The sequence below is a fragment of the Pseudooceanicola atlanticus genome, from assembly GCF_000768315.1.
Taxonomy (GTDB): domain Bacteria; phylum Pseudomonadota; class Alphaproteobacteria; order Rhodobacterales; family Rhodobacteraceae; genus Pseudooceanicola; species Pseudooceanicola atlanticus.
Window position 1 is genome coordinate 56,605 of record NZ_AQQX01000015.1, and the last position, 26,336, is coordinate 82,940.

Consider the following 26,336-nt stretch of genomic DNA (forward strand, 5'->3'; position numbering starts at 1 on the left):
ATTTTTGGAAAGAAGATTTTCGCTCATGGGGAGGAGCACCGATGCAATTCCAGCCTACAGACGATCAGAAGGCGTTTCGCGAGACCGCAAAGCGCTTCGCAACTGAAAGGCTTGCGCCCACATATCAAGAACGCGCCAGCGGCCATACATTCGACCGTGCGCTGATCAAGGAGATGGGCGCACTGGGGCTGATCGGGGCCGATCTGCCCGAGGAATTCGGGGGTCTCGGCGAAAGCTCTGTCACGTCAGGGCTGATCGTCGAAGAGATCGCCTATGCCGATTTCAACGCAAGTTACGTGCAGCTTCTGGGCTCTCTCATGGGCGGAATGGTTGCCAAACATGCCTCCAAGGACATCGCGTCGGAATGGGTGCCCAAGGTTGTTTCGGGTGATGCGGTCATTGGCCTGGGCCTGACAGAGCCGCGCGGCGGTTCGGATGCGGCGAACCTGATTCTGAGGGCCGAGAAATCCGGCAACGGCTGGCGGCTGAACGGTGAAAAGACATCCATGAGTTTTGCCAGTCAGGCGGATGCGGCGGTCGTCTTTGCCCGTACCGGCGATCCTGATGGCGGCTCACGCGGGGTCAGCGCCTTTTTCGTCGATCTGAACCAGGAAGGCATCAAGCGCACCCATTTTGACGACATCGGCACCAAGCCTGTCGGGCGCGGCTCGGTTTTCTTTGACGATGTTTTCGTGCCGGCTGAAAACATGATGGCGGAACAGGACCATGCCTTTGGCACGATCATGGCGGGCTTCGACTATTCCCGCGCACTGATCGGGCTGGAGTGCCTGGGGGCCGCGCAAGCGTCGGTGGATGAAACCTGGGCCTACGTTCAGGAGCGCGAGGCATTCGGAGCCCCGATCGTGCAGTATCAGGGTGTCAGCTTTCCCTTGGCCGAGGCCGAGACCCAACTGACCATGATGCGCCAGCTTTGCTATTACACGCTGGACCTGCGCGACCGTGGCCTGCCCCACACCTCTCAGGCCGCCATGTGCAAATGGTACCTGCCCAAAACCGCCTGCGAGATCCTGCACCAGTGCCTGATCCTGCACGGACATTACGGCTACACCACCGACCTGCCCCACCACCAGCGCTACAACGATGTGCTCGGCTTGCAGATCGGTGACGGCACCGCGCAGATCCAGAAGCTGGTGATCGCCCGCGAGAAGGTCGGTCGCATGGCGCTGCAGTATGACAAGAAGGCGAAGGGAGCCTCGAAATGAGCGACCCCATCCTCGTCACTTCCGAGGGCAACACCGGCATCATCGAACTGGCCCGCCCCGAGAAATTCAATTGCCTGTCACTTGAGGTGCATGAGCGTATTTCTGTCGCGCGTGCGGAATTCGAGGCGAACCCCGCTATTCGGGCGATCCTCATCCGGGCGCAGGGCAAGCACTTTTGCACCGGTGCCGATCTGGTGGAAGTGAAAGGTAAGTTGAACGATCCCGCCGCGCTGGACCATTTCATCGCCTTTGGCATGAAAAACCTGCGTGCGCTCGAAACCTCCTCCCTCCCTGTCGTAGTCGCAGTGCAGGGGTTGTGTCTGGCCGGCGGGATCGAACTGATGCTGGCCTGCGACGTGTGCTTTGCGGCCGAAAGCGCCCAGTTTGGCGATCAGCATGCGCAATTCGGGCTGATTCCCGGTTGGGGTGGCTCGCAGCGGCTGACGCGGTTGATGGGGCAGCGCCGGGCGCTCGATCTGATGTTCTCGGCCCGCTGGCTCAAGTCGGACGAGGCCAAAGAGGCCGGCCTGGTCAACTACATCGTGCCGGATGCGGATCTGCACAAGATCTCGCTGGAATACTGCCAGAAGATCGCCACCCGCTCGCGTCCCGGCATCGCCGAGATGAAGCGGTTGGCGCGCGAAGGTGCGGACCTTGGTATCGACCAGCAGATGCGGCTTGAGCGCGATGCCGCGGTGCGTGCACTGCCCAGCGATGACGTGGCCGAGGGCCTCGACGCATTCGAGAACCGGCGCGCCCCCGAATTCAAGGCCTGAGGACGAAACATGGATTTCATTTTGAACGACGAACAACGCCAGATTTACGAGTATGGCGGCCAGCTGGCGCAGAAATACGACAATGCGTATTGGCTGGACCACGCGCGCAGGCATGAGTTCCCGCACGAGATGTTCAAGCAGATTGCCGATGACGGTTTCCTGGGCATCATGGTGCCCGAGGAATTCGGCGGCGCGGGCCTTGGTATGACTGAAATGGCCCTGTTCATGGAGGGCACCGCCAATCACGGCATTCCGCTTTTGATGATGGTGGTCGGGCCGACCATGTCGCTGGCCCATATCGCCAGCCACGGGAGCGAGTTCCACAAGAAAGAACTGCTGCCGGCCGCCTGCCGCGGTGATATCCAGTTCTGTTTCGCGATCACCGAACCGGGGGCCGGGTCGAACACGATGAAGGCCACTACGCTGGCCAAGCGTCGAGGCAACCGGTTCAGCCTGTCGGGCGAAAAGACCTTCATCACCGGGGCCGAAGTGGCCGACTACTGCCTCGTGGTGGCGCGGACCAAACCGCATACCGAGGTCAGCCGCAAGACCGACGGCTTTACCCTGTTCGCCGTGGATCTGAAGAAAAAAGGCGTCCACAAGCAGCGGGTGAAGATCTCGATCCCCCTGCCCGAGGAGCAGTGGACACTGTTCTTCGACGATGTGGATCTCGGCCCCGAGGATGTGGTCGGCGAGGTGGACGAAGGGTTCTCGATCCTGTTCGACAGCCTCAACCCCGAGCGTATTATCCTGGCCGCCTTGTGCTGCGGCATCGGCCGGTTCGCCCTGAACAAGGGCGTGGCCTATGCCTCCGAGCGCAATGTGTTCGGCCAACCCATCGGTGCGCACCAGGGCGTGCAGCATCCGATGGCCAAGGCGCATACGGCAGTCGAAATGGCCAGTCTGATGACCCGGCGCGCGGCATGGGAGTTCGACAACAAGCTGCCTGCCGGTGCGTCGTCGAACATGGCGAAATATGCCGCCGCCGAAGCCGGGATCGAAGCGGTCGACGCGGCGCTTCAGGCGCATGGTGGATCGGGCTTTACCGAAGATACGGGACTTTACGAAATGTACCCGCTGGTCCGCCTGCTGCGCACAGCGCCGGTGAACCGCGAACTGTGCCTGAGCTTTATCGGCGAAAAGGTCATGGGCCTGCCACGATCCTATTGATCGCCACGGCTAGGAACGGAGAACGACATGCAATTTGGAATGCGCTTCCGGCGGGAAGATGCCGCCGACAAGGTAAATGATCGCTTCTGGCACGCGATCGAGGGCACGCCGCTCGACGAGGTGCGCCGTATTCAGGAAGAGCGACTGCGCGATCAGATGGCCTATCTCAAGGCAAACTCGACTTTCTATCAGGAGAAGTTCGCGAAAGCCGGTGTGGAATTCGACGATATCCGCACCATCGAAGACCTGCAGAAACTGCCCTATACCTACAAGACCGAGATCCGCGAAAGCCTGGCCGCCGATCCGCCGTTCGGCAAACACCGCGCCGCGCCCATGTACGAGATCATCCAAATGCAGGCATCGTCGGGCACGACCGGCAGCCCCTCATATGTGGCCCTGACCGAATCCGACGCCGAAATGTGGCACGAGATGACGGCACGCTGTTTCTTTGCCAATGGCGTGCGGCCGGGCGACATGGTGCTGCACGCGTTTTCGCTCGCCAAGGGCTTTGTCGGCGGCATCCCCGTGATGCAGGGATTGCAGTACATGGGCACGATCGATGTCCCGGTGGGCGCCGATGGCGGTGCGGAACGGCTGCTGCGCGCCTGCGCCGACACCCGCCCGCGTTGCGTGGTCGGCGCCCCGAACTTTGTGCTGCACCTGGCCGAAAAGGCTCCCGAGGTACTTGGCTGCAAGGCCAGCGAACTGGGTATCGAGCGCGTGATCGTCGGCGGCGAACCCGGCGGCGGAATTCCCGCAATTCGGGCAAAGATCGAAAAGGCCTGGGGTGCGAAATGCACCGAGATGCTGGGCGGCACCGATCTGGGCGTGACATACTGGGCCGAGTGCGACGCCCAGTCGGGTATGCACATGGTCAACATGGATTATGTCCTGACCGAGCTGCTCGACCCGGAGAGCGGCAGGATCATTCCCTGGAAAAAAGGCGCAGAAGGCGAGATGGTCTATACCGCGCTCGGCCGCCAGGCGAGCCCGCTCGTGCGGTTCCGGTCAGGCGATTATATCGAAGTGATCGATACCGAATGCTCCTGCGGCCGCACCGGACCGAAGATCCGCTGCACCGGCCGCACCGACGACATGCTGATCGTGCGCGGGGCCAATGTCTTCCCGTCGGCGATCAACAGCATCATTACCGAAATGGTGCCGGACACCAACGGCGTCATGCGCATCGTGGCCGATTTCGAGGGCCATACCACGCAGGGCGCGCTGACAGTGATTGTCGAACGGGGCCCCGATCGCGATCCGGCCGATGACGTCACCCTCAAAAAGAAAATTGAGCAGCGGCTTCGCGACTCCTTGGTCTTCAAGGCCGACGTTCACCTGGTTGCGGCCGACACTTTCGAAAAACCTGGCGCCGCTAAGGTCGCCTTCGTTCTCAGGAAATATCCAGACCTGCCATGACTAGAATGAAATCTCTTCTCGACAGCGGGTCGGACGACTTCCGCGCCAACGACGTGTCTTACCGCGAAAAGGTCGATGAACTACATGCCCTCCGGCTCTTACAGCGCGTCGGCGGCCCCGAAATGGCGCGCAAACGTCATGTGGACAAAGGCAAAATCCTGCCGCGCGAACGGATCGAACGGCTGATCGACCCGGGCACACCATTTCTGGAACTCGGCGAGTTGGCCGGACTGAATATGCACAAGGGAGTTCCACCCGGCGCCGGCATCATTACCGGTATTGGCGTGATCGAAGGCCGTCAGTGCATGATCATCGCCAATGATGCCACCGTAAAGGGCGGCACCTATTTCGGGATCACCTGCCGCAAACACGTCCGGGCACAGAAAATTGCCTGGAAAAACCGGCTGCCCGTCATCACCCTCGTGGACTCCGGCGGTGCCTTCCTGCCCGACCAGGCCAACCTTTTCCCCGACGAAGGCCAGTTCGGCTCCATCTTTCACCAACAGATCGGCATGTCTGGCGATGGTGTGCCGCAAATCGCCGTGGTCATGGGGCCCTGCACCGCGGGTGGTGCCTATATCCCCGCGCTCTGTGACGAAGTGGTGATCGTGCGCGGTCAGGGCTTTATGTATCTGGGCGGACCGGAATTGACCTTTGCCGCAACCGGCGAAAAGGTCGAAGCCGAAGAACTGGGTGGCGGCAAGATGCATTCGTCCGTTTCCGGTGTGACCGACCATTTGGCCGAAGATGACGCCCACGCTCTGGCCATCACGCGCGAAATTGTCAGCCATCTTGGCGAAAAACCCCAACCCCGCAAGACGCCCGAAACGCCCCGTGCGCCCGCCTACCCGGTCGAAGAGATTTATGGGCTCATCAGCCGCGATCCCAAGGTGCCGACCGACAACCGCGAAATCGTGGCTCGGTTGGTCGATGAGAGCGATTTTCACGAATTCAAGCCGCTTTATGGCGACACGATCATGACCGGCTGGGGGCGCATCCACGGCCACGAGGTCGGGATCATCGCCAATACAGGCGTGCTTTTCGTCGAAGCCGCGCTGAAGGCGACGCATTTCATCAATCTCTGCGTCCAGCGTGATATTCCGCTGCTGTTCCTGGCCGATGTGAACGGCTTCATGGTGGGCCGCGAGGTCGAGCAGATGGGCATTGCCAAGGCTGGCGCCAAGATGATCACGGCCATGTCTTCGGCCCGGGTGCCGAAATTCACAATCATCACCGGTGGCTCTTACGGGGCCGGATACCTGGCGATGCTGGGCCGCCCGTTCCAGCCGGACGCAATGTTCGCCTGGCCGACGGGACGGTCGGCAATCATGGGGCCGGAACAGGCCGCCAGCGTGCTGGCTCAGGTCCGCGCGCAGATCAACGAACGCGAAGGCAAAAGCTGGACCCCCGAGGAGGAGGAAGCCTTCAAGGCACCGATCCGCAAGGAATACGAAGATTTTCAGGGAGCCTATAATTTTGCTTCCAACCTTTGGATCGACAGCGTGATCGAGCCCTGTGAGACCCGTGACGTCATGGCGCTGATGCTGGATGTGACATCGCGCAGACCCAAGGTCGATACCAACTTCGGCGTGTTCAGGATGTGAGGAGCGAACCGTGAAAATCAAAACGCTTCTGATCGCCAACCGCGGCGAAATTGCCTGCCGGATCGCGCGCACCGCGCGGGCCAGCGGTATCACCCCTGTCGGCGTGCATTCGCAGGCCGATGCCAATGCCCTGCATGTCCGCGAGATCGGCAAATCTGTCTGTATCGGTGCCGGGCCTGCATCCGAGAGCTATCTGAAAATCGACGCGGTGATTGCCGCTGCGCAATCGGTGGGCGCGGATGCGATCCATCCCGGTTACGGCTTTCTGGCCGAAAACCCCGATTTTGCCCGCGCGGTCGAAGCCGCCGGCATGATCTTCATGGGGCCGACGCCGGAAACGCTTGAACGTTTCGGCGACAAGGCCAGCGCCAAAGAGGCCGCCGTGGCGGCCAGCGTCCCGGTGATTTCGGGCGCCGAAGGTGCGCGGTCCGATCCCGAGCAGATTGCCGAGGAGGTGCGCCAAATGGGCCTGCCGGTGCTGCTCAAGGCTGTCGGCGGCGGTGGTGGGCGAGGGCAACGGCTCGTCACCGACGAAACCACGCTGGTCGAGGACATCGAAGGCGCGCTGCGCGAAGCAAAATCCACCTTCGGCTCCGAAGGGCTGCTGTTGGAGCGTTTCCTGCCCGAGGCGCGCCATGTTGAAGTGCAGATCGCAGGTGACGGCAAGGGCCATGTGGTGCATCTGTTCGAACGCGATTGCACGCTTCAGCGCCGCCACCAGAAGGTCATCGAGGAAGCCCCGGCCTGGGGTCTGCCCCGGACGCTTATGGACGACATCGCGCGCGACGCGGTGCGCCTTGGTGAAACGCTGGACTATCGCGGTCTGGGCACGGTCGAATTTCTGGTCGCGGGGGACGAGTATTTCTTCCTTGAGGTGAACCCGCGCATTCAGGTGGAACATCCCGTCACCGAAGCGATCACCGGGCTGGACCTTGTCGCGCTTCACCTGCGGATTGCCGAAGGCGCGGGCCTTGGACTGGTGCAGGACGATCTGACGATCAACGGCCACGCGGTCGAGGCGCGGCTTTACGCCGAAGATCCGGCGATGCAATTCGCCCCGTCGACGGGCACGCTCTCCACGCTCAGCCTGCCATCGGGCCTGCGCATCGACAGCGGCGTCGAGGAAGGCGATGCCGTCACGCCCTATTACGATCCGATGATCGCCAAGCTGATCGTGCACGCGCCCGACCGGGAAACCGCATTGGCACGTCTGGCCACGGCGCTTGATCATGTCGCGGTCGAAGGTGTCGAGACCAATCGCGCCTTTCTAACGGCGCTGGCGCGAAACCATGAATTCGAACGGATGCAGGTGCATACCCGCTGGATCGACGGCAGGCTGGATGAGCTGACACAAGCACCCGGACTGACCCGCCCCGATCTGTGGAAAGCGACCGCTGCCATTCTCTTCGTGACCCAGTCGCGCAGCGACACAAACGCCAATCCCTGGACCAACCGTGATGCCTTTACCGGCTGGCGGCTTGGCCTGGGCGGTGATGCGATTGAAGCGGGGCAGCGCGTGACGCTTACCGATTCTGACGAGGTATCCGAAGAACTGCGCATCGGCCCTGTCAAACCGGGCGCCAAGTACACCGTCCATTCGGAAAACGGCGAGGCGCTGACACTGTCGGCATGTGAACTGACCCCGGGCCGTTGGCGTGTCGGCGAAGGCGACACCGTCCATCTGATCGACGCGCGCCTGCACGCGGGCGTGATCGAACTGGACACGCCCGAAGGTCGCCTGGTCTTCCGCCCCGCCGCGCCCCTTGCTTTTGCCGGCGGCGATGCCGCGGCGGATCGCGCCGTGACCTCTCCGCTGACCGGAATGATTGTCGAAATCAAGGTCTCCGATGGTCAGAGCGTGGCCGAAGGCGAAGTGGTCGCGGTCATGGAATCCATGAAACTCGAAATCTCGATCCGGGCGGCCGCGGCCGGGATCGCCAGCAATATATCCGTCTCGAATGGAGACATGGTCGATCGTGGCCAAGTCATCGCCGAGATTCTGCCATCCGAGGAGTGATGAAATGAGCGACTTTCCCAAATTCGTCGAGTTTCGCGAAGAAGGCCCGCGTGAGGGTTTTCAGATCGAAAAGAAGATTTATCCGATCGAAGAGCGGATCGAACTGATCGACATGCTCAGCGAAACCGGTCTGAAGCGCATTCAGGTTGGCAGTTTCGTCAGCCCGAAATACGTGCCGCAAATGGCCGACACCGGCGAGTTGTTCCAGCGTATCAAGCGCGAACCGGGCGTGAATTACACATCGCTGTGGCTGAACGACAAAGGGTTTCGCAAGGCCCTGACCGCGCATGACGTCGATATCGACCCGCGTCTGCTGTTCTATCCCTCCGAGGCATTCGCCCAATCGAACAACAATTGTTCCTCGGCGGAGATGCGGGAAAAACAACGTGACTGGGTCCGTCTTTACAAGGAAGAAGGATATACGGTCGACGCGGCCTATGTGATGACTGCCTTCGGCTGCAACCTCGAAGGCCCCATCCCCCAAGAACGCATCTTGGACGATTTCCGCTTCATTCTTCAGCTGTGCGAGGAAGAGGACATCCCCGTGCCGATCCTTGTGATCGCCGACACAATGGGCTGGGGAAACCCCGAGGCGGTCAAACGCATGATCGGCGCCCTGCGCGAATTGGCGCCCGAGGCGCGCATCGGTATGCACATCCATGACACACGTGGGCTGGGGATCGCCAACGTTTATGCCGCCCTGTCGATGGGCGTGGACATGTTCGAAAGCTCGGTCGCCGGTCTTGGCGGCTGTCCTTTCGCGGGCCACGGCCACGCCCGCGCCGCCGGCAACGTCTGCACCGAGGATGCAGTGTTCCTATGTCACGAACTGGGCATCGAAACCGGCATTGATCTGGACAAGCTGATCGCGGCGGCGCTCAAGGCCGAAGAAATCATCGGCGTGCCGCTGATGGGCCGGGTCATGCATACCGGCGGGTTGGACAAATACCGCAAGTCACGCTGAGGGAGCAAGAAGATGACAAAAGCACTTGACGGAAAGGTGGTTCTGGTCACCGGGGCCGGCGGTGGGATCGGGCGTGATATCGCCTTGATGGCAGCCGCAGAAGGCGCCGCCGTGGTGGTCAATGATCTGGGCGCATCCCTGAAAGGCACCGGTCAGACAGAAACTGCGGCGCAGAAAGTCGTCGAAGAGATCAAGGCGGCGGGCGGCGATGCGATCGCCGATGGCGGCAACGTCAGCGATCCGGACGCCGCGCGCGCGATGATCGAGGCGGGTGTCAAGGAATTCGGCCGCATCGACGCGGTGGTGAACAACGCCGGCATCCTGCGCGACGGGTTCTTCCACAAAATGACCTACGAGGATTTCGACGCGGTTGTGAAGGTCCATCTCTATGGCGCCTTCAACACCAGCCGTGCAGCGGCCGATTATTTCCGCGGACAAGAGGGCGGTGCTCTGGTGCACATGACCTCGACCTCGGGGCTGATCGGCAATCTGGCGCAGGCGAATTACGCGGCGGCAAAGCTGGGCATTGCGGCCTTCTCGAAATCGGTCGCGCTCGACCTGAAACGCTGGAACGTGCGGTCAAACTGCATCGCGCCCTTCGCCTGGAGCCGGATGATCTCGTCGATCAAGACAGACACCCCGGAACAGGTGGCACGGGTCGAAAAGATCAAGGAGATGACACCGGCCAAGGTTGCACCGATGGCCTGTTTCCTGATGAGCGACCGCGCGGCTGACGTGTCAGGACAAATCTTTGCGGTTCGCAAGAACGAGATCTTCCTGTTCAACCAGCCCCGCCCGGTGCGGTCGGTTCATTCCGATGATGGCTGGACCGCCGATGAAATCGCCGAGCGCGCCATTCCCGCGCTCAAATCACAGTTCACGCCGCTCGAAGTTTCGGCGGATGTCTTTTCGTGGGATCCGGTTTGATGGGAAAACGCAAAGAAAAAATCAGCTCCGACATTGCCTGGAGCACCTCTGACAAGATCAGCGTGCGTGGGCTCGATCTGCCCAACGAGATCCTGGGCCACATGAACCTCGGCGATCTGGCGTTTCTGCAGTTGACGGGTCGCAAGGCCACGCCCGAGGAAAGCCGCGTCTTTAACGCCATCGTCATTACCTTGGTCGAACATGGTATCACGCCCTCGGCCCTGGCGGCGCGGATGACCTATATGGGGGCGCCGGAATCGCTTCAGGCGGCTGTGGCGGCTGGCTTGTGCGGGCTGGGCACCGTCTTTGTCGGTTCTATGGAGGGTGCCTCGAAGATGCTTTACGAGGCACTGCCACAGGACAAGTTGGGCACCGGTGTCGATCTGGATGCGCTGGCCGTCGAGACGGTGGAAAAATTCCGCGCCCGCAAGATGATCGTGCCGGGGCTGGGCCATCCGGTGCACAAGCCGGTCGATCCGCGCGCACCTCGCCTGTTCCAGATCGCTGCCGAGAACGGCAAGTCCGGTGAATACATCGAGTTGATCCAGAAAATTCAGGCCGTTGCCGAAGAAAAATCGGGTAAGATGCTGCCAATCAACGCCACCGGGGCGATCGGAGCGATCTGCTGTGAATTTGGCTTCCCCTGGAAGATCGTGCGGGGCTTTGGCGTCATGGCACGCGCCATCGGTCTGGTCGGTCATATCCTCGAAGAGAGCGAAAACCCGATTTCCTATGAGCTTTGGCAGCGTGCCGAGCAGGAAATTCTTGAAACGTCGGGTCCGGGAGCGAAGTAACCGATGCAGACGTCAGCCCCAGACACTCACACCGATCTGCGCGACGCCTTGCGCGCACTTTGCGCGCAGTTTCCGCCAGAGTATCATCGCAAGTTCGGCGAAGACGAAACCTACCCCGAGGAATTCGTCGATGCGCTGACCCGCGAGGGCTGGCTTGCCGCGATGATCCCAGAGGAATACGGTGGCTCGGGTCTGGGGTTGACCGAAGCCTCGATCATCATGGAGGAGGTGAACCGCTGCGGCGGAAACGCGGGCCATTGCCACGGGCAGATGTATAACATGGGCACGCTGCTGCGGCATGGTTCGGATGAGCAAAAGCAGACATACCTGCCCGGTATTGCCAGCGGCGCGTTGCGCCTGCAATCCATGGCCGTGACCGAACCGACAACCGGGACCGACACCACCAAACTGAAGACCATCGCAGTCAAGAAGGGTGACCGGTATGAGATCAATGGCCAGAAGGTCTGGATCAGCCGTATCCAGCATTCTGACCTGATGATCTTGCTGGCCCGCACTACGCCGCTGAGCGAGGTCAAGAAAAAGTCGCAGGGCCTGTCGATCTTTATGGTCGATCTGAAAGAGGCAATCGGCAACGGGATGGAGGTCCGCCCCATCGCCAACATGCCCGGCCACGAAACCAATGAAGTGTTTTTCGACAACCTGGAAATCCCCGCCGAGAACCTGATCGGCACCGAGGGGCGCGGGTTTTACCATATTCTTGACGGGCTGAACGCCGAACGGACCCTGATTGCGGCGGAATGCATCGGTGATGGATACTGGTTCGTTGACAAGGCCCGCGCCTATGCCGGCGACCGCGTGGTCTTTGACCGTCCCATCGGCCAGAACCAAGGTGTGCAATTCCCTATCGCCAGGTCCTATGTGAACATCGAGGCCGCCAATCTGATGCGCTTTGAAGCCTGCAGGCGGTTCGATGCCGGACTGGATTGTGGTGCACAGGCGAACATGGCCAAGCTGCTGGCTTCGGAAGCCAGCTGGGAAGCGGCCAATGCCTGCATCCAGACCCACGGCGGCTTCGGTTTCGCACGGGAGTACGATGTTGAGCGCAAGTTTCGCGAGGCGCGCCTCTATCAGGTCGCCCCGATCTCGACCAACCTGATCCTGTCATATGTCGGAGAACATATCCTCGGCATGCCAAGATCGTTCTGAAGGCTAGGATTATGGGTGAGATCGACCTTGACGCGCTGGCGCCCTGGCTGGGACGCACCGAGACCAAGGAAGATGTTCTGACGCACGGGCTGATCGACAAATTCCGCGCCACGCTCGGTCCGCATCTTTGGGACGGAGCGGGCGATGTCCCGCTGGGAATTCATTGGTGCCTTGCCCTTGATACCGTGCCAGCGACCGCCCTGTCAGAAGACGGCCATGCCGCGAGGGGTGGATTTCTGCCCCCTGTTCCGCTGCCCGCCCGCATGTGGGCTGGCGGCGATGTTACGCATATCGCGCCGCTGAAAATCGGCGAAATCATCACCCGACGCTCTTCGATCAGGAATATTGTGGCCAAGCAGGGCCGTAGTGGACCATTGGTCTTTGTGACCGTCGAACATGAGTATCTGAGTGGCAACCGGCTTTTTATCCGGGAGCAGCAAACGATCGTTTATCGTGAGATTTCCACCCCCCGCACGGGCGAGAGCGCAGCTGACGCGGGTGACCCCAACACGCTTAGATCGACGCTGACACCGGATCCTGTTCTTCTGTTTCGCTATTCGGCGCTGACGTTCAATGCCCATCGCATTCACTATGATTACGTCTACGCCACCGAAACCGAAGCCTATTCCGGACTTGTTGTGCATGGCCCATTGCAGGCCACGCTGCTTCTGAATCTGGCGGCGGGTGCGTTGAAAACATCGCCCCACCGGTTTTCGTTCCGTGGCCTCGCGCCACTCACCCTGCCCTGCGAATTGCAACTGCACAATGAAGGGACCGGCACCTCCGGGACAGTCTGGTGTCAGGATCAAAAAGGTCTTCGAAGCTTTTCCGCAGAGTACGCGGCCGTCTGATCGGTCTTCTTCGGTAGCGAATTCAGTTGTTGACCAATTTTTCTAACATCTGTTAGGCTTCGCGGAGAGACTTGGTAAATAAACCAGGCAAACCTCTGAATTTAGAGGTGGGAGGAGGAACAATGCGAGGAAAACTCGTAACCAACGAAAAACCGTGCGGTCAGGCTATGCGCGCCTCCATGAGGTGTGGGGCAAAAGCACGGGCCGCAACATGACCACGAATAACGGGCACGTATCCTCACCGCTTGCGGTGCGTGGTGCAACTTTGAAATTTGGCGGTGTGACCGCGCTCGACGATGTGAGCATTTCTGTGGCCGACGATGAATTGCTTGCAATTATCGGACCGAACGGAGCCGGAAAAACATCACTTCTGAACGTGACTGCGGGCTTCTACCGTCCGCAGAAGGGCCGTGTCGAATTGTCCGGGCAGGACGTGACCGGCCTGCGTGTTGACCAGATCGCCCGGCGCGGTCTGGCGCGGACGTTTCAGGGCACCCATCTTTTTGCCGGGCAGACGGTGGTGGAAAACATTATGATCGGCCGCCACATGCTGATGAAATCGAATGTAGTCCAGGCTTTTTTCCAGTTCGGTCCCGTGATGCGCGAGGAATCGGAACATCGTGAAGCCGCAGAGGAGATCATCGATTTTCTCGAGATCGAGGCAATCCGCAACCGGCCCGTGGGCACGTTGGGGTATGGGTTGCGCAAGCGTGTCGATCTGGGCCGTGCATTGGCGCAGGAACCGTCGATCCTGCTGATGGATGAACCGATGGCCGGCATGAACTCGGAGGAAAAAGAAGACCTGGCGCGCTTCATTCTCGATGTGCGCGAGGCGCGCAAGATTCCGGTAGTTCTGGTGGAGCACGACATGGGCGTCGTGATGGACCTTGCCGACCGGATCGTGGTGCTGGATTTCGGGCGGGTCATCGCCGAAGGCACCCCGGAAGAAATCCAGAAGGACCCGGCTGTCATAAAGGCATATCTGGGGTAGCGGCATGGTCAAACAACGGACAGCAATGGTCTTTTCGGACCCAGCAGTGACACATATCGAAACCCTGCCGCAGGTTTTGCTCGCGCGAGCGACATCCACACCGACCAACCTCGCCGAACGGCACAAGCGCCTGGGCATCTGGCGTGAATTCACCTGGGCCGATGTTCTTGACAGGGTTCGCGCCCTGGCTCTCGGGTTGGAGAACCTGGGCTTGTCGGCTGGCGAATCTGTCATGATGATTGGCGAAAACGAACCCGAACATTTCTGGGCTGAATACGCCGTCCAGTCGTTAGGCGGCAAAGTCCTGTCTGTCTATCCGGATCAAAACGCTGAAGAGATTCTGTATCTGGCCGAAGACTCGCAAACGCGGATTTTTCTGGCGCAGGATCAGGAGCAGGTCGATAAATGCATCGAGATTGCGGGCAAGTACTCGGGCGCCCTGGCGGTCGTTTACTGGGACGATTCCGGTCTGTGGGGCTATGATCATCCCCTGTTGCATTCGTTTGAAAGTGTGAGCGCGGCAGGGCGTCAGATCCACGCCAAGGAACCCGCCAGATTTGAAGAACACGTAAAACGTGGACGGGCAGACGATACCGCCTTGCTGTCCTATACCTCGGGGACCACGGGAAAACCCAAGGGCGTTGTCATCAGCCATCGCTACCTGTTCGACAATTGCTCGCGGGTGATGGGGGCAATCGAAATCGCGCCGGGCACCGAATACCTGACCTACATTTCGCCGGCCTGGGTCACGGAACAGATTTTCGGCCTGTCGATCGGTTTGATCGCGCCCATGGTCGTCAACTTCCCCGAAGGCCCTGAAGATGTACTGACCAACATTCGCGAACTGGCGGTCGACGCACTGGTGTTCAGCCCGCGCCAGTGGGAAAATCTCGCCTCCATCGTTCAGGCCCGGATGCTGGGGGCGGGTAAAATCCGCAATGCGATGTACAACTGGGGTATGAAGGTCGGCCACGACGTTTATGTGGAACGGCTGGAGGGGCGTAGCCCCAGCCTTGCCGCACGCCTGCAGCTTCCCTTTGCCGAAGCTCTGGTGCTGCATCACCTGCGCGACAATCTTGGCCTTGGTAAGGCCAAAAACGCAATGAGCGGCGGCGCCCTGATGGCACCTGACGTCTTTCGTATGTTCCACGCGATGGGGGTTAAGCTGCGCAACGTGTATGGCGCGACCGAAATCGGCCTTCTGACCGCGCATGTCGGCGAAAGCTATCAGCTGGAAACCAGCGGCAGCTGGATGCAAAGCAACACGAACTACGGCGAACCGCTGGAATACAGGGTCTCGGACGAAGGGGAGCTTCAGGTGCGTGGCGGATCGGGCTTCGGTGGCTATCACGGCAAGCCCGAAAAGACCGCAGAGGAATTGACCGAAGACGGTTGGTACAAGACCGGTGACGCGGTGTCGATGACCGACGACGGCGAGCTTTTGTTCTTTGACCGTGTCAAGGATATGCGCCGCCTGGCAAATGGGCACAGCTATCCGCCGCAATTCATCGAAACGCGGTTGCGGTATAGCCCCTTCATCAAGGATCTCATGACCTTGGGCGACGAAACCCGGAGCTTCGTCAGCGCGCTTATCAATATCGATATGGAAGTTCTCGGGCGTTGGGCGGAAGAGAACAAGATCAGCTTTTCGACCTACACCGATCTCTCGCAGAAACCCGAAGTTCTGGACCTTATCAAAGGCGAAGTGGCGCGCATCAATGCGCTCCTGGCCGAAGGCTCGCGCGTGGCACGTTTTGCGAATTTTCCCAAGGAACTCGACCCGGATGAAGGCGAGTTGACCCGCAGCCGAAAGCTTCGCCGGGCCTTTCTGGAGGAACGGTATGCCAAGCTCGTCGAGGCGATCTATGCTGGCGATGACGAGACAGATCTCGAAATCGCTGTGACCTATCAGGACGGCCGTCAAGGCGTTCTCAAGACCACGGTTCGCGTGTCGGATGTTGAAAACGCATCGAAGGCTGCCAAGCGGCAGTCCAAATCTTAAAGGAGGTCGGCGACAATGGTCTATTTCATCAATGACATCATTACCGGGGCTTTGATCGGCCTTCTGTATTCGCTGGTGGCCATGGGCTTTGTTGTGATTTACCGCGCCAGCAAGGTGTTCAACTTCGCGCAGGGCGAGCTTGTGATCATCGGCGGGTTCATCGTCTGGTTCACAACGATGCAAGCGGGGCTTAGCCTTTGGTTGTCGATACCCCTTTCGCTGGTTCTGGCCGGGCTGGTCGGGTACGCAATCGAACGGATTTTCCTGACAAAGCTGATCGGTGAATCGGTTTTCTCGATGGTCATGGTCACCGTCGGCCTTTTGATCCTGCTGCGCGGTTTGGTGCTGCTTGTGTTCGGTCCCGCGGTAAGACCCTTCCCGATCATTTTTCCGCTGAAACCCTTGTTCCTCGGCGATATGTTGATCCCGATGAACCTCCTGATAGGTGGGATCATCACCATTGTCGCGGCCGTCGGCCTGTCGTGGTTCTTCAACCGGACCCGGTCCGGCCTCCGTATGACCGCTGTGGCGGAGGACCACGTCGTAGCTTCCTCGATGGGCATTTCGGTGAAAGGCTCGATTGCCGTTGCCTGGGTTCTCGGGGCAATCCTGTCCACAATTGGTGCGATGATCTTTCTCAGCGGCAAATCGCTGACCTTCCTGGCCTCGGATATCGGGTTCGCGGCCCTGCCGGTGGCGCTCTTTGCCGGGCTGGAATCCATCGGCGGGCTTATCTTGGCAGGAATAATCATCGGCATCGCGCAGAGCTTGACCACCAACTACCTTGATCCGTTGATCGGTGGCTCGCTCGGCAGTGTCGTTCCATATATCATAATGCTTGCCATTCTGCTGATCCGGCCGACCGGCCTGTTCGGCTGGCGCACAATCGAACGGGTGTAATCCATGGATCCTTCTGGCGTATTCCCGACAAGCTATCGCAGTGACAGACGTTTGATCCGAACGCGCTGGCAGTTTCTGGCCCTCGTCGTATTCATGGCTCTACTGCTGTTGGCGCCTTACCTGGTGAGCAGCCGTATCATCGCTATCCTGAATATGATGATGATCAGCGCCGTCATCGCCGTCGGGCTTCAGATCTGCACCGGCTATGCGGGCCAGATCAACCTGGGTCAGGCGGCGTTCATGGGGGTCGGCGCCTATACGGCCTCGATACTGGCCTCGAAGACCGGCCTTACGTTTCTGCTGACCATTCCTCTGGCCGGGCTCTCGGCTGCGCTGTTCGGCTTTCTCTTTGGCTTGACCGCGGCGCGGATCAAGGGGTTCTATCTGGCACTGACCACGATTGCAGCTCAGTTCCTGTTCCACTTTGCCGTATTGAACCTGCCGTCAACCTGGCTGGGTGGATCGAACGGTATCACCGTGCCCCCGGCCGAGCTTTTCGGGCAGCGATTTGTCAGCGAATCTTCGCAGTTCTATCTGAATTTCGCCGTGACCGCGATCATGGTGGCGGGCGCGTTCGGGATCGTTCGGTCACGCTTCGGCCGTGCCTTCGTGGCGGTCAGGGATGATGACGTGGCCGCGGGTATAATGGGGATCAATGTCGCGGCCACAAAGGCAAATGCCTTCCTGATCGGCGCTTTCTATGCGGGCGTCGGCGGGGCGCTTTGGGCCTATCTGATCCGCTTCGTGGGGGTAGACCAGTTCACCCTGTTTCACTCGATCTTCTTCGTCGCGATGATCATCGTCGGCGGGATGGGTTCAATCGTGGGGGCCCTGATAGGCGTCTTCATTATCCGCATCATCCAGGAAATTATCGCGACGGTCGGCCCCAATATCGCCGACTCGGTATCATTCCTTGGCGGTGACATCGTGTTCGCTGGCATGAATGTCGTTCTTGGCGGCGTGATCGCATTGTTTATGATCCTCGAACCCAAGGGGCTGATGCATCGCTGGAACATCCTGAAGTCGTCATACCGTATCTGGCCGTTTCCTTACTGAGAAATAGAGCGGCTCTAAACCTGGGAGGAAGAATATGACTTACCAATCGAATCGAGGTCTTCGCGGCTTACTGGCAGCGGCTGCCTTGGCGGCCGCGGCGACCATGCCTTTGAAGGCGCAGGCCGAAGAGACCTATAATCTGGCCCTGCTGTCGGACTTTTCCGGCCCTTATGCTGACATCATGCCCATCCTGGCAGGCGGACGCGAAGCTGTGTTCACCTGGTGGAATGAAACCCGCGGCAAGGAACTTGGCGTCACGCTGAACTACAAAAACTACGAAACCCGCTATGACGCGGCACAGGTGGCAAGTCTCTGGCCCGGGATCAAATCGGAACTGGACCCGATTGCGGTTGTCGGCCTCGGCGGGCCTGACGTCGCGGCCCTTTCCGAACGCCTGCCGGAAGACAAAATCCCGATGTTCATGGCCACAGCGGCCTACGGTTTTGCCTGGCAACCGGATGCCTGGATTTTCAACCCACGCCCGACCTATTCGCACGAAAGTGTCGGCTTTCTGAACTGGATGCGTGAACAGCGCGGAGGAGACGAACCGCTCAAGGTTGCGATCCTCGCCTCCGAAGCATCGCCTGCCTATGTCGACATGGCAAAGGGCCTTGAACTCTATGCCGAAGAGCACCCCGAGGAGATCGACCTCGTCGAGGTCATCTATACCGAAGTTCAACCCACCGATCTGACGGGGCAAATGCGCCGCGTTGTACGAGCCGGGGCCGAGGCGCTGGTAATCCAAACGAACACCTCTATCGTGGTTGCCGCGAAACGTGGGCTGCAGGCCAACGGGGCGAACATCCCGATCATGGTGAGTTCGCATAACGGGCTTCCAGCCTCGGGTGGCGCGCTTGGCGGGCTTGAGCAAATGGAGGGGGACTTTGAAGCCTACGGCATGGCGATTGCGGCCGATGAGGACACTCCCGCGCGACAATTCTACAAGACATTGGTTGCCGATTACGGACTCGAAGCACCTTGGAACGTCGTGACCGCAATGGGCGTATCTCAGGGTCTCTATACCGTGACCGTGATCGATCACGCGATCGAGGCGAACGGCGCCGAGGGCCTGACCGGAGAGATGGTACGTGAGGCGCTTTTTGCCAAACCGATCACCACCGAAGAAACCCATGGGTTCCTGCCGACCTTGTCCTTTACGCCAGAAGCACCGTTCCCATTGGAAGGCCTCAAAGTGAATGTGGGCACCGTCAAAGATGGGAAAATCACCATCGGGGCAACGGGTGTCGACGTTCCGCAAGTTGAGAAATGGTGAATTAATCCGGGCGCCGCAGTCGCGGCGCCCGTTCTGATCCTTAGCCCCGGGCAATATGACCATGCTGGAACTCAACAACGTAGAGGTGACATATTCCGACGTCATCCTGGCGCTCAAAGGCGTGTCCATGACAGTCCGTGCGGGACAATGTGTTGCTCTGCTCGGTGGCAATGGCGCAGGAAAAAGCACGACGCTTAAAGCCATCTCGGGAACGCTCAAATCCGAGGATGGAACCGTTTCGGCGGGGTCCATCGTTCTGGACGGAACTCCCATTCAGAACATGGAAGCCTCGGAAGTCGTGAAGAACGGTCTCATCCATGTGATGGAAGGGCGGCGCGTTTTGCGGCATCTGACGTCAGAGCAAAACCTGATCGTCGGCGGGCACATGGTGCCCAACTCCGCCGAGCTGAAAAAGCGCCTGGACCATGTTTACACCTTGATGCCCCGGCTTGCGGACCTGCGCAACCGCACCTCTGGCTTCATGTCTGGTGGCGAACAACAACTGCTGCTGATCGGCCGGGCCATGATGGCCAGCCCCAAGATCATCGCGATCGACGAACCGTCGTTGGGATTGGCCCCGATGATGATCCGGGATGTTTATGAAGTGCTCAAGCAGCTCAAGTCAGAAGGCACGACCTTCTTCCTGGTCGAACAAAACAGCGCCGCGGCGCTATCGATCGCCGACTATGCCTATGTGATGGAGAACGGCCGGATCGTGATGGACGGCCCTGCCGACAAGCTCGCTGACAACGAGGACATCAAGGAATTCTATCTCGGCGTCACCGCATCGGGCGAGCGCAAAAGCTATCGAGATATCAAACACTATCGCCGCCGGAAGAGATGGCTGGGATAGAAAGGAACGAAGATGAGTAACCTGCTTTCCATCAAAGGTCGTACCGCATTTGTAACCGGAGCGGGGCAAGGCGTTGGTCGGCAAGCCGCGCTTTATCTGGCGGAACACGGAGCCGGTGCCATCGTTGTCAACGATTTTCACGCCGAACGGGCCGAAAGCGTTGCCGCGGAAGTGGAGGCAGCGGGTGCAAAGGCTCTGCCGCTCGCCTTCGACGTCTCGGATTTCGACGCGGTTGGCGCGGCGTTTGCCGAAACGCAGACCACATTTGGCGGCGTGGATATTCTGGTCAACAATGCGGGCAACGCCGGGCCGACATCGCGGCTCGACGATCTGGTCCCTTTTTGGGAATCCGATCCCGACGAATGGCGCCGCTGGATGGCCACCAATTTCGATGGGGTGCTGAACTGCACCCGTCACGCCATGCCGTTGATGGTTAACAGTGGCTATGGGCGCATTGTGACCGTCATTTCCGACGCCGGCCGTGTCGGTGAACCGCATCTGGCGGTTTATTCCGGGGCCAAGGCCGGTGCGGCCGGCTTCATGCGGGCAATTGCAAAGGCCGGCGGCCGGTTCGGGATCACCGCGAATTGCGTCGCCTTGGGGGGCACAAGAACTCCGGCTGTCGCCGACCTGATCCCGGATGCAGAGACCGAGAAGCGGGCATTGTCGCAATACGTGATCCGCCGTCTGGGCGAGCCGGAAGACCCCGCCGGAATGATCCTGTTCCTCTGCTCGGATGCTGCCAGCTGGATCACCGGTCAAACTTATCCGGTGAATGGCGGGTATTCTTTTGCCTGCTAGAGCCGCCATCGGACGGCTGCCGCCTCTAGTTGGAGCTGTCCGAAAAAACGCTGTCATTATCTGCCCCGAGCTCGGGGGGCAGATCCGGTATCGCGGTTTCGAAACCATCGAATTTCAACGGCTGGACAATAAAAGTCTCGGCCTTGCCGCCGTCATGCGTAATCTTGCGCAGCAGCTGGCGCGCACGCACATGGGGGTCGTCCAACGTTTCGACCAGGGAATTGACCGGACCCCATGGCACCCCCGCCTTATCCAGAAGGTCGCCCCATTCGGCGCGCGTCTTGTTGACCAAAATCGCCGCGATTTCTTCGCGCAGCGCGGCCTTGCGGGCGACACGGTCGCGGCCTGTCAACGGCGCAAGATCCGCCCTGTTGATCACATCGCAGAACGGTTTCCAGAACCAGTCCTCATGCGCGATGGACAAGGTCAAGAGCTTGCCGTCTTTGCAGGTGAACACGCCATAGCCCGGCTCGGCGATAAAATCGCCCAGCGGTGTTCCATTGGCGGCGGGAACGAGGAATGCGGTCAACATCGAAACCACCGCATCCGACATGGACACGTCCACGTAACGCCCCTGCCCTGTGCGCTGGCTCGACACCACCGCCGACAGGATTGCGATCGCCGCGAACAACGCCGCGCCAACATCCGCAAGGGGGATCGGCGGCACAGGGCCGGGCTGCTTTGCATCGGCCTGATCGGCCAGCAAACCGCCAACCCCTTCATAGCTCAGGTCATGGCCAGCCCTGTCACGATAGGGGCCGTCCTGCCCGTAACCCGAAATCGATACATAAACCAGCCGCGAGTTGACACTACGCATGTCCTCGAAACCGGCACCCAAGGCCGCAAGCTTGCCAGGGCGGAACCCTTCGACGATGACATCCGATTCCTTGGCCAGTTCGCGAAACCGTGCCAGCCCCTCGGCCGATTTCAGATCCAACGCAACGCTGCGCTTGCCTCGGTTCAGTGCCCGGAACAAGGGCGGAAATTGCCGGGCCGGATCGCCGACACCCGGTCGTTCGATCATGATCACCTCGGCTCCCATGTCGGACAACAGCATTGTGGCATAGGGACCGGGAAACTGTTCGGCAAGGCTGAGAATTTTCAGGCCGGCCAGGGGTGCAGTGCTCATATCAATCTCCAGCTCTTTTGTTTTCCACGTGCGGGTCCGCCCGAGTGCAGCGCAAATCGCCGCAAAAGACAAGGCGAAAAACCAATAATATGTATAATTATCAGGAGCTTAGCATGAGTGAAGCAAAGCAGACGCTATTCGTTGAGCGGGTCGCAAAAACTGAATGGATTACCTTCCAGCGCACCGAACAGCTCAACGCAATGTCAACGCAGATGCTGCGCGAGATGGCGGCAGCACTGGAATCGGCGCTGGCCGACGATGGGGTGCGTACAATTGTCCTGACCGGCTCTGGCCGGGCATTCTGCGCCGGTGCCGATCTGAAAGAAGTTGCTGGCGCCAAACATGCACCAGGCGAGCCGGATCTTCTGGATCTTGTCGATCACACGTTTGGGCTGATGCGACATGGCCCGAAACCGGTGATCGCCGCAGTGAACGGGCTGGCGATGGCGGGCGGTTTGGAAATGGTGATGGCCTGCGATCTGGTCTTTGCCGCCGAAAGCGCGCAACTGGGCGACGCACATTCCAACTTTGGCGTCTTTCCCGGGGCCGGCGGTGCGGCGATCCTGCCGCGTAGGATTGGCCTGAACCGCGCGAAATACCTGCTGTTCTCGGGCGAGAACGTTTCGGCACGGGACATGATGGACTGGGGACTGGTGAACAAGGTCATCGCGGACGAAGACCTGCGACAAGCGGTGCAGGCCTTTACCGACAGGCTGGCAGAAAAAAGCCCGGCGGTCTTACGCCGCATGAAGACGGTTGCCAATCGGTCGCTGGACGTGGACGAAACCGCCGCGCTTTCCGAAGAGATGCTGAACCTGCGCGCGCACATGCGATCCTGGGACATGCACGAGGGTCTGTCGGCGTTCAATGAAAAACGAAAACCGCAGTTTCGCGGATACTAGGTCAGGAGGACAAACGATGCAGGACATTTACATCGTTGGCGTCGGGATGACGCCGTTCGGAAAGTTCCGGGACAAAACCATCAAGGACATGACCGGCGAGGCCGTCGCCGCCGCGCTTTCCGATGCCCGAGTGACGGCAGATCGTATCGACGGCGCATTCTTCTCGAACGCGGTGCAGGGCCACATGGAGGGCCAGCACATGATCCGCGGCGAAATCGCGCTGCGTGAAATGGGCATTCAGGGCATTCCGGTGGTGAATGTCGAAAACGCCTGCGCCAGCGCCTCGACCGGGTTCAAACTGGCAGTCGATTTCCTCAAGGCCAGCAATGGCGACTGCTGTCTCGCCGTGGGCGCCGAAAAGATGTATTCTGACGACCGTGCGTTGATGTTTTCGGCCTTCGACAGCGGCTGGGACGTCAGCAACAGCGAAGAGGTCGCGCAACGGCTGGCCGATCTGGGTGCAGGGGTCGAGGAACCCGAAGGATCGAAATCGCCCAAGCCCTACAGCGTGTTCATGGATGTCTACGCAGGCTTCGCCCGGCTTCACATGAAGACCTTTGGCACAACTCAGGAACAGTTCGCCGCCGTCGCCGCCAAGAACCATGCGCATTCCGTGCATAATCCACTGGCGCAATACCGAGAAGCCATGAGCGTCGATCAGGTATTGGCCGCGCCGCCGATCACCTATCCGCTGACCCTGCCGATGTGCGCCCCGATCTCGGACGGGGCCGCTGCGGCCGTTTTATGCACCGGCGAGGGGATAAAACGTCTGGGCCTAGATCCCGCGCGCGCGATCAAGGTCAAGGCCGCGATCCTGCGCTCGGGCACCGATCGTCCGCCGGAAGATTACAAGAACCACCTGACCCGGCTTGCCGCGCTTGAGGCCTATGAACAGGCCGGGATCGGCCCCGAGGATATATCGGTGGCCGAAGTGCATGACGCCACGGCCGTGGGCGAAGTGATCCAGATCGAGAACCTCGGATTTGTCGAATTCGGCGAGGGCGGTCCCGCCAGTCTGCGCGGCGAGACAAAGATCGGCGGACGCATTCCGGTGAACCCCTCGGGCGGGTTGGAATCCAAGGGCCACCCGGTCGGTGCCACAGGGATAGGGCAGGTTTTCGAACTGGTCACGCAACTGCGCGGCGAAGCTGGCGCGCGTCAGGTCGAAGGGGCAAAGAATGCCATCGCCGAAAACGGCGGGGGGTTGCACGGGGTAGAAGAAGCGGCCGCCTGCGTCACCATTCTGGGCCGTTGAAACAAGGAGACGAACCATGGAAAACGTGATCGCCGCCGCTCAGGCAATCTATACAGATGAGCAACGCATGTTGCTGGAAAACTTCCGCAAGATGGCCGAGGCAGAGTTCGCGCCGCTGGCCGAGAAATACGAGAACCTCGGCCACCCCCCCGATGCGAAAACCCTGAAGTCCCTGTTCGCCAAGGTCGAGGAATTCGGGCTGATCAGCGGCCTGATCCCCGAAGAGGAAGGCGGTGCCGGAATCGACCGCATGACCTATGGCATCCTATACGAGGAACTGGCCCGGATATGGGCCGATCTGGCAATCGCGGTGCTGATTCAGGGTCATGCCGTGTTCGCGGTCAACCTCTTGGGAAATGTGGCGCAGAAAGAGGCCTATCTGAAGCCGCTCCTGCGCAGCGAACGGATCTGTGCCACCTGTATTTCCGAACCAGAGGTCGGTTCGAACGTACGCGAGGTCAAGACACGTGCGGACCGAGAGGGCGATAAGATTTTCGTCACTGGCCAGAAGCTCTGGATTTCCAATGGGGCCCAGTCGGATTTCGCCATCGTTGTCTGCAATCTGGACGACGGTATTTCCATGGTCATCGTCGACCGCGAGGCCGGCAACTATGAGAGCCGCGAATTGCGCAAGATGGGACTTGTCGGTGCATCGACCTGTGAATTGTTTTTCGACCGGGCGGAAACCACCGCCGAGCATGTTCTGGGTAATGCAGGCGGCGGCCTGTTCCAGACGTTGAAACTGTTTGAGAGCGCGCGTGTGTTTGTTGGCCTGACCAGCATCGGCATTGGTCAGGCGGCATTGGAATGTGCGGTCAAATATGCCCAGGAACGCGAGCAGCATGGCAAGCCGATTGGCGGGCACCAGTTGATTCAAGGCTACCTGGCCGACATGGCCACGCACCTGGATGCCGCGCGCCTGTTGTGCCAGCGCGGGCTGCAACTTCTGGACCTGGGCGTGCGCTGTGACACCCAGACCTCGATGGCGAAATGGTATGCAACCGAAATGGCCGTCGAAATCGCCGGCAAAGCGGTGCAGATCCACGGCGGCAACGGCATCACCAAAGAGTTCGACGTTGAACGGCACTTCCGCAATGCAAAGGTCATGCCGATTCCCGATGGCACCACCGAAATCCAAAAACTGGTCATCGGGCGCAACCTGACCGGGCTTAACGCGTTCTGAAAAGGGCCTTGGCCGCCCCACCGTCGGCGCTCGTCAGCGTCGAGGGTGGGCACGACCCGGAGTGATCGCGATACGGGCGAAGAGTCAGTAGGACTTGGGCATCCCCAATGCCTTCTCGGCCACGTAGGAGAGGATCAACTCCTCGCTGACCGGCGCGATGAAGTTCAGTACGCTTTCGCGAAAGTAACGCTCGACGTGGTATTCCTGCGCGAAGCCAAAGCCGCCGTGGGTGCGCACCGCGCGGAATGCCGCTTCGTAGGCCGCCGAGCCGGCGAGGTTGCGCGCGGTATTGGCCTCCAGCCCGCAGGGCTTGCCCTGATCGTAAAGCGTGGCGGCTTTGTAGGTTATCAGTTCCGCCGCCTGAAGGCGCATCCACACCGAGGCCAGCGGATGCTGGATCGCCTGGTTCTGGCCGATTGGACGGCCGAAGACGACGCGTTCGCGCGCATAGGCGGCCGCCTTTTCCAGTACGTACATCCCAAACCCGACCGCAGCCGCGGCGACAATGATCCGCTCGGCATTCAGCCCGTGGAGCAGGACCTTGAAACCCTCACCTTCCGCGCCGATGCGGTCCTCTTCGGGCACCTCCAGCCCATCAATGAAGATGGCGTTGGAGTCGACCGCCTTGCGGCCCATATTGGCAATTTCATGCACGTCGATCTTGCTGCGGTCGAAATCGGTGTAGAACACTGACATGCCGTCGGTCGGTCGCTCGCAGTCCTCGATGGGCGTGGTCCGGGTCACCAGCAGGATGTGATCTGCGCGCTGTGCGGTCGAGGTCCAGACCTTGCGCCCGTTGACCACATACCCACCGTCTTCGCGTCGGCGCGCAAAGGTCGAGATATGCGTGGTATCAAGGCCGGCGTCCGGTTCGGTTACGCCGAAGCAGGAGCGGTGCTCTCCGCGGATCAGAGGCGGCAGCATCCGAGCCTTCTGTTCGTCGGTGCCGAAGCCGACCACCGGTTGTGGAGTGCCCCCACTGAAGTGGTCCACCAACTGGGATAGTTTTATCCCGATGTCAGGAGGACTGAGCTACTCCCCATCTCTTGGACAGGATCTGGCGTAAATTAAGCTACTCG

General features: G+C 60.1%; 23 protein-coding genes. 21 read left to right on the forward strand and 2 right to left on the reverse strand.

Going from position 1 to position 26,336, the window contains the following annotated elements; all coding sequences use genetic code 11:
• The first annotated feature begins 41 nt into the window (after positions 1 to 41).
• From ATO9_RS20185 to ATO9_RS20270, 18 genes are all read left to right on the forward strand, one after another.
• Positions 42 to 1,223 (forward strand): acyl-CoA dehydrogenase family protein, encoded by a 1,182-nt coding sequence (locus ATO9_RS20185; RefSeq protein WP_043753664.1) that lies wholly within the window; start codon positions 42 to 44, stop codon positions 1,221 to 1,223.
• Positions 1,220 to 1,999, forward strand: coding sequence for an enoyl-CoA hydratase/isomerase family protein (locus tag ATO9_RS20190; protein WP_028288574.1), 780 nt, complete (start codon positions 1,220 to 1,222; stop codon positions 1,997 to 1,999). The genes ATO9_RS20185 and ATO9_RS20190 overlap by 4 nt, the downstream gene beginning before the upstream one ends.
• 9 nt (positions 2,000 to 2,008) lie before the next feature.
• A complete protein-coding gene (locus tag ATO9_RS20195; protein ID WP_028288575.1) occupies positions 2,009 to 3,169 on the forward strand; it encodes an acyl-CoA dehydrogenase family protein in 1,161 nt (386 codons plus the stop codon).
• Between the two features lie 27 nt (positions 3,170 to 3,196).
• Entirely contained in the window at positions 3,197 to 4,588 is a 1,392-nt protein-coding gene (locus ATO9_RS20200; protein WP_043753667.1) for a phenylacetate--CoA ligase family protein, read from the forward strand.
• Positions 4,585 to 6,192: an acyl-CoA carboxylase subunit beta gene (locus ATO9_RS20205; protein WP_028288577.1), complete on the forward strand. Its 1,608-nt coding sequence runs from the start codon at positions 4,585 to 4,587 to the stop codon at positions 6,190 to 6,192. The genes ATO9_RS20200 and ATO9_RS20205 overlap by 4 nt, the downstream gene beginning before the upstream one ends.
• 10 nt (positions 6,193 to 6,202) lie before the next feature.
• A complete protein-coding gene (locus ATO9_RS20210) occupies positions 6,203 to 8,209 on the forward strand; it encodes an acetyl/propionyl/methylcrotonyl-CoA carboxylase subunit alpha (RefSeq protein ID WP_043753670.1) in 2,007 nt (668 codons plus the stop codon).
• 4 nt (positions 8,210 to 8,213) lie between these two features.
• The gene (locus ATO9_RS20215) at positions 8,214 to 9,173 is read left to right on the forward strand and encodes a hydroxymethylglutaryl-CoA lyase (RefSeq protein ID WP_043753673.1); all 960 of its coding nucleotides are present in this window, start codon (positions 8,214 to 8,216) and stop codon (positions 9,171 to 9,173) included.
• A gap of 12 nt (positions 9,174 to 9,185) precedes the next feature.
• Positions 9,186 to 10,100: an SDR family NAD(P)-dependent oxidoreductase gene (locus ATO9_RS20220; protein WP_043753676.1), complete on the forward strand. Its 915-nt coding sequence runs from the start codon at positions 9,186 to 9,188 to the stop codon at positions 10,098 to 10,100.
• Positions 10,100 to 10,894: a citryl-CoA lyase gene (locus ATO9_RS20225; protein WP_043753679.1), complete on the forward strand. Its 795-nt coding sequence runs from the start codon at positions 10,100 to 10,102 to the stop codon at positions 10,892 to 10,894. The genes ATO9_RS20220 and ATO9_RS20225 overlap by 1 nt, the downstream gene beginning before the upstream one ends.
• Before the next feature lie 3 nt (positions 10,895 to 10,897).
• Positions 10,898 to 12,061 (forward strand): acyl-CoA dehydrogenase family protein, encoded by a 1,164-nt coding sequence (locus tag ATO9_RS20230; RefSeq protein WP_028288582.1) that lies wholly within the window; start codon positions 10,898 to 10,900, stop codon positions 12,059 to 12,061.
• 11 nt (positions 12,062 to 12,072) lie between these two features.
• Positions 12,073 to 12,912 (forward strand): HTD2 family dehydratase, encoded by an 840-nt coding sequence (locus ATO9_RS20235; RefSeq protein ID WP_043753682.1) that lies wholly within the window; start codon positions 12,073 to 12,075, stop codon positions 12,910 to 12,912.
• Between the two features lie 211 nt (positions 12,913 to 13,123).
• Entirely contained in the window at positions 13,124 to 13,903 is a 780-nt protein-coding gene (locus ATO9_RS20240; RefSeq protein WP_028288584.1) for an ABC transporter ATP-binding protein, read from the forward strand.
• 46 nt (positions 13,904 to 13,949) lie between these two features.
• Positions 13,950 to 15,905 (forward strand): AMP-binding protein, encoded by a 1,956-nt coding sequence (locus ATO9_RS20245; RefSeq protein ID WP_229737743.1) that lies wholly within the window; start codon positions 13,950 to 13,952, stop codon positions 15,903 to 15,905.
• A gap of 15 nt (positions 15,906 to 15,920) precedes the next feature.
• Positions 15,921 to 16,805 (forward strand): branched-chain amino acid ABC transporter permease, encoded by an 885-nt coding sequence (locus tag ATO9_RS20250; protein ID WP_028288586.1) that lies wholly within the window; start codon positions 15,921 to 15,923, stop codon positions 16,803 to 16,805.
• A gap of 3 nt (positions 16,806 to 16,808) precedes the next feature.
• A complete protein-coding gene (locus ATO9_RS20255) occupies positions 16,809 to 17,861 on the forward strand; it encodes a branched-chain amino acid ABC transporter permease (protein ID WP_028288587.1) in 1,053 nt (350 codons plus the stop codon).
• Between the two features lie 34 nt (positions 17,862 to 17,895).
• A complete protein-coding gene (locus tag ATO9_RS20260; protein ID WP_048534155.1) occupies positions 17,896 to 19,134 on the forward strand; it encodes an ABC transporter substrate-binding protein in 1,239 nt (412 codons plus the stop codon).
• A 61-nt stretch (positions 19,135 to 19,195) separates the two neighbouring features.
• Positions 19,196 to 19,987 carry an ABC transporter ATP-binding protein gene (locus ATO9_RS20265; protein ID WP_028288589.1) on the forward strand — a complete coding sequence of 264 codons (792 nt, stop codon included), beginning with the start codon at positions 19,196 to 19,198 and terminating at the stop codon, positions 19,985 to 19,987.
• A 12-nt stretch (positions 19,988 to 19,999) separates the two neighbouring features.
• Positions 20,000 to 20,788, forward strand: a complete 789-nt coding sequence (locus tag ATO9_RS20270; RefSeq protein WP_043753691.1) for an SDR family NAD(P)-dependent oxidoreductase — start codon at positions 20,000 to 20,002, stop codon at positions 20,786 to 20,788.
• A 25-nt stretch (positions 20,789 to 20,813) separates the two neighbouring features.
• On the opposite strand, the gene ATO9_RS20275 is transcribed toward ATO9_RS20270, so the two are convergent.
• On the reverse strand, positions 20,814 to 21,989 hold the full coding sequence (locus tag ATO9_RS20275; protein ID WP_238318827.1) for a CaiB/BaiF CoA transferase family protein: 1,176 nt from the start codon (positions 21,987 to 21,989) through the stop codon (positions 20,814 to 20,816).
• Here ATO9_RS20275 and ATO9_RS20280 point away from each other — a divergent pair.
• The 3 genes from ATO9_RS20280 to ATO9_RS20290 are packed head-to-tail and all read left to right on the forward strand — an operon-like array spanning position 21,962 to position 25,257.
• Positions 21,962 to 22,819: an enoyl-CoA hydratase/isomerase family protein gene (locus ATO9_RS20280; protein ID WP_238318828.1), complete on the forward strand. Its 858-nt coding sequence runs from the start codon at positions 21,962 to 21,964 to the stop codon at positions 22,817 to 22,819. The genes ATO9_RS20275 and ATO9_RS20280 overlap by 28 nt on opposite strands.
• 16 nt (positions 22,820 to 22,835) lie before the next feature.
• Positions 22,836 to 24,074 (forward strand): thiolase family protein, encoded by a 1,239-nt coding sequence (locus tag ATO9_RS20285; RefSeq protein ID WP_043753696.1) that lies wholly within the window; start codon positions 22,836 to 22,838, stop codon positions 24,072 to 24,074.
• Positions 24,075 to 24,090: 16 nt separating this feature from the next.
• A complete protein-coding gene (locus ATO9_RS20290) occupies positions 24,091 to 25,257 on the forward strand; it encodes an acyl-CoA dehydrogenase family protein (RefSeq protein ID WP_043753698.1) in 1,167 nt (388 codons plus the stop codon).
• A gap of 84 nt (positions 25,258 to 25,341) precedes the next feature.
• Here ATO9_RS20290 and ATO9_RS20295 read toward each other — a convergent pair whose 3' ends face one another.
• Positions 25,342 to 26,181 (reverse strand): acyl-CoA dehydrogenase family protein, encoded by an 840-nt coding sequence (locus ATO9_RS20295; protein ID WP_238318829.1) that lies wholly within the window; start codon positions 26,179 to 26,181, stop codon positions 25,342 to 25,344.
• Positions 26,182 to 26,336: the final 155 nt, after the last annotated feature.

Coding starts and splice junctions, on each gene's coding strand:
- ATO9_RS20235 (WP_043753682.1), top strand. CDS start 12,073: ATGGGTGAGATCGACCTTGACGCGCTGGCGCCCTGGCTGGGACGCACC.
- ATO9_RS20200 (WP_043753667.1), top strand. CDS start 3,197: ATGCAATTTGGAATGCGCTTCCGGCGGGAAGATGCCGCCGACAAGGTA.
- ATO9_RS20205 (WP_028288577.1), top strand. CDS start 4,585: ATGACTAGAATGAAATCTCTTCTCGACAGCGGGTCGGACGACTTCCGC.
- ATO9_RS20230 (WP_028288582.1), top strand. CDS start 10,898: ATGCAGACGTCAGCCCCAGACACTCACACCGATCTGCGCGACGCCTTG.
- ATO9_RS20255 (WP_028288587.1), top strand. CDS start 16,809: ATGGATCCTTCTGGCGTATTCCCGACAAGCTATCGCAGTGACAGACGT.
- ATO9_RS20215 (WP_043753673.1), top strand. CDS start 8,214: ATGAGCGACTTTCCCAAATTCGTCGAGTTTCGCGAAGAAGGCCCGCGT.
- ATO9_RS20270 (WP_043753691.1), top strand. CDS start 20,000: ATGAGTAACCTGCTTTCCATCAAAGGTCGTACCGCATTTGTAACCGGA.
- ATO9_RS20260 (WP_048534155.1), top strand. CDS start 17,896: ATGACTTACCAATCGAATCGAGGTCTTCGCGGCTTACTGGCAGCGGCT.
- ATO9_RS20250 (WP_028288586.1), top strand. CDS start 15,921: ATGGTCTATTTCATCAATGACATCATTACCGGGGCTTTGATCGGCCTT.
- ATO9_RS20195 (WP_028288575.1), top strand. CDS start 2,009: ATGGATTTCATTTTGAACGACGAACAACGCCAGATTTACGAGTATGGC.
- ATO9_RS20220 (WP_043753676.1), top strand. CDS start 9,186: ATGACAAAAGCACTTGACGGAAAGGTGGTTCTGGTCACCGGGGCCGGC.
- ATO9_RS20185 (WP_043753664.1), top strand. CDS start 42: ATGCAATTCCAGCCTACAGACGATCAGAAGGCGTTTCGCGAGACCGCA.
- ATO9_RS20190 (WP_028288574.1), top strand. CDS start 1,220: ATGAGCGACCCCATCCTCGTCACTTCCGAGGGCAACACCGGCATCATC.
- ATO9_RS20265 (WP_028288589.1), top strand. CDS start 19,196: ATGCTGGAACTCAACAACGTAGAGGTGACATATTCCGACGTCATCCTG.
- ATO9_RS20240 (WP_028288584.1), top strand. CDS start 13,124: ATGACCACGAATAACGGGCACGTATCCTCACCGCTTGCGGTGCGTGGT.
- ATO9_RS20285 (WP_043753696.1), top strand. CDS start 22,836: ATGCAGGACATTTACATCGTTGGCGTCGGGATGACGCCGTTCGGAAAG.
- ATO9_RS20225 (WP_043753679.1), top strand. CDS start 10,100: ATGGGAAAACGCAAAGAAAAAATCAGCTCCGACATTGCCTGGAGCACC.
- ATO9_RS20290 (WP_043753698.1), top strand. CDS start 24,091: ATGGAAAACGTGATCGCCGCCGCTCAGGCAATCTATACAGATGAGCAA.
- ATO9_RS20295 (WP_238318829.1), bottom strand. CDS start 26,181: ATGCTGCCGCCTCTGATCCGCGGAGAGCACCGCTCCTGCTTCGGCGTA.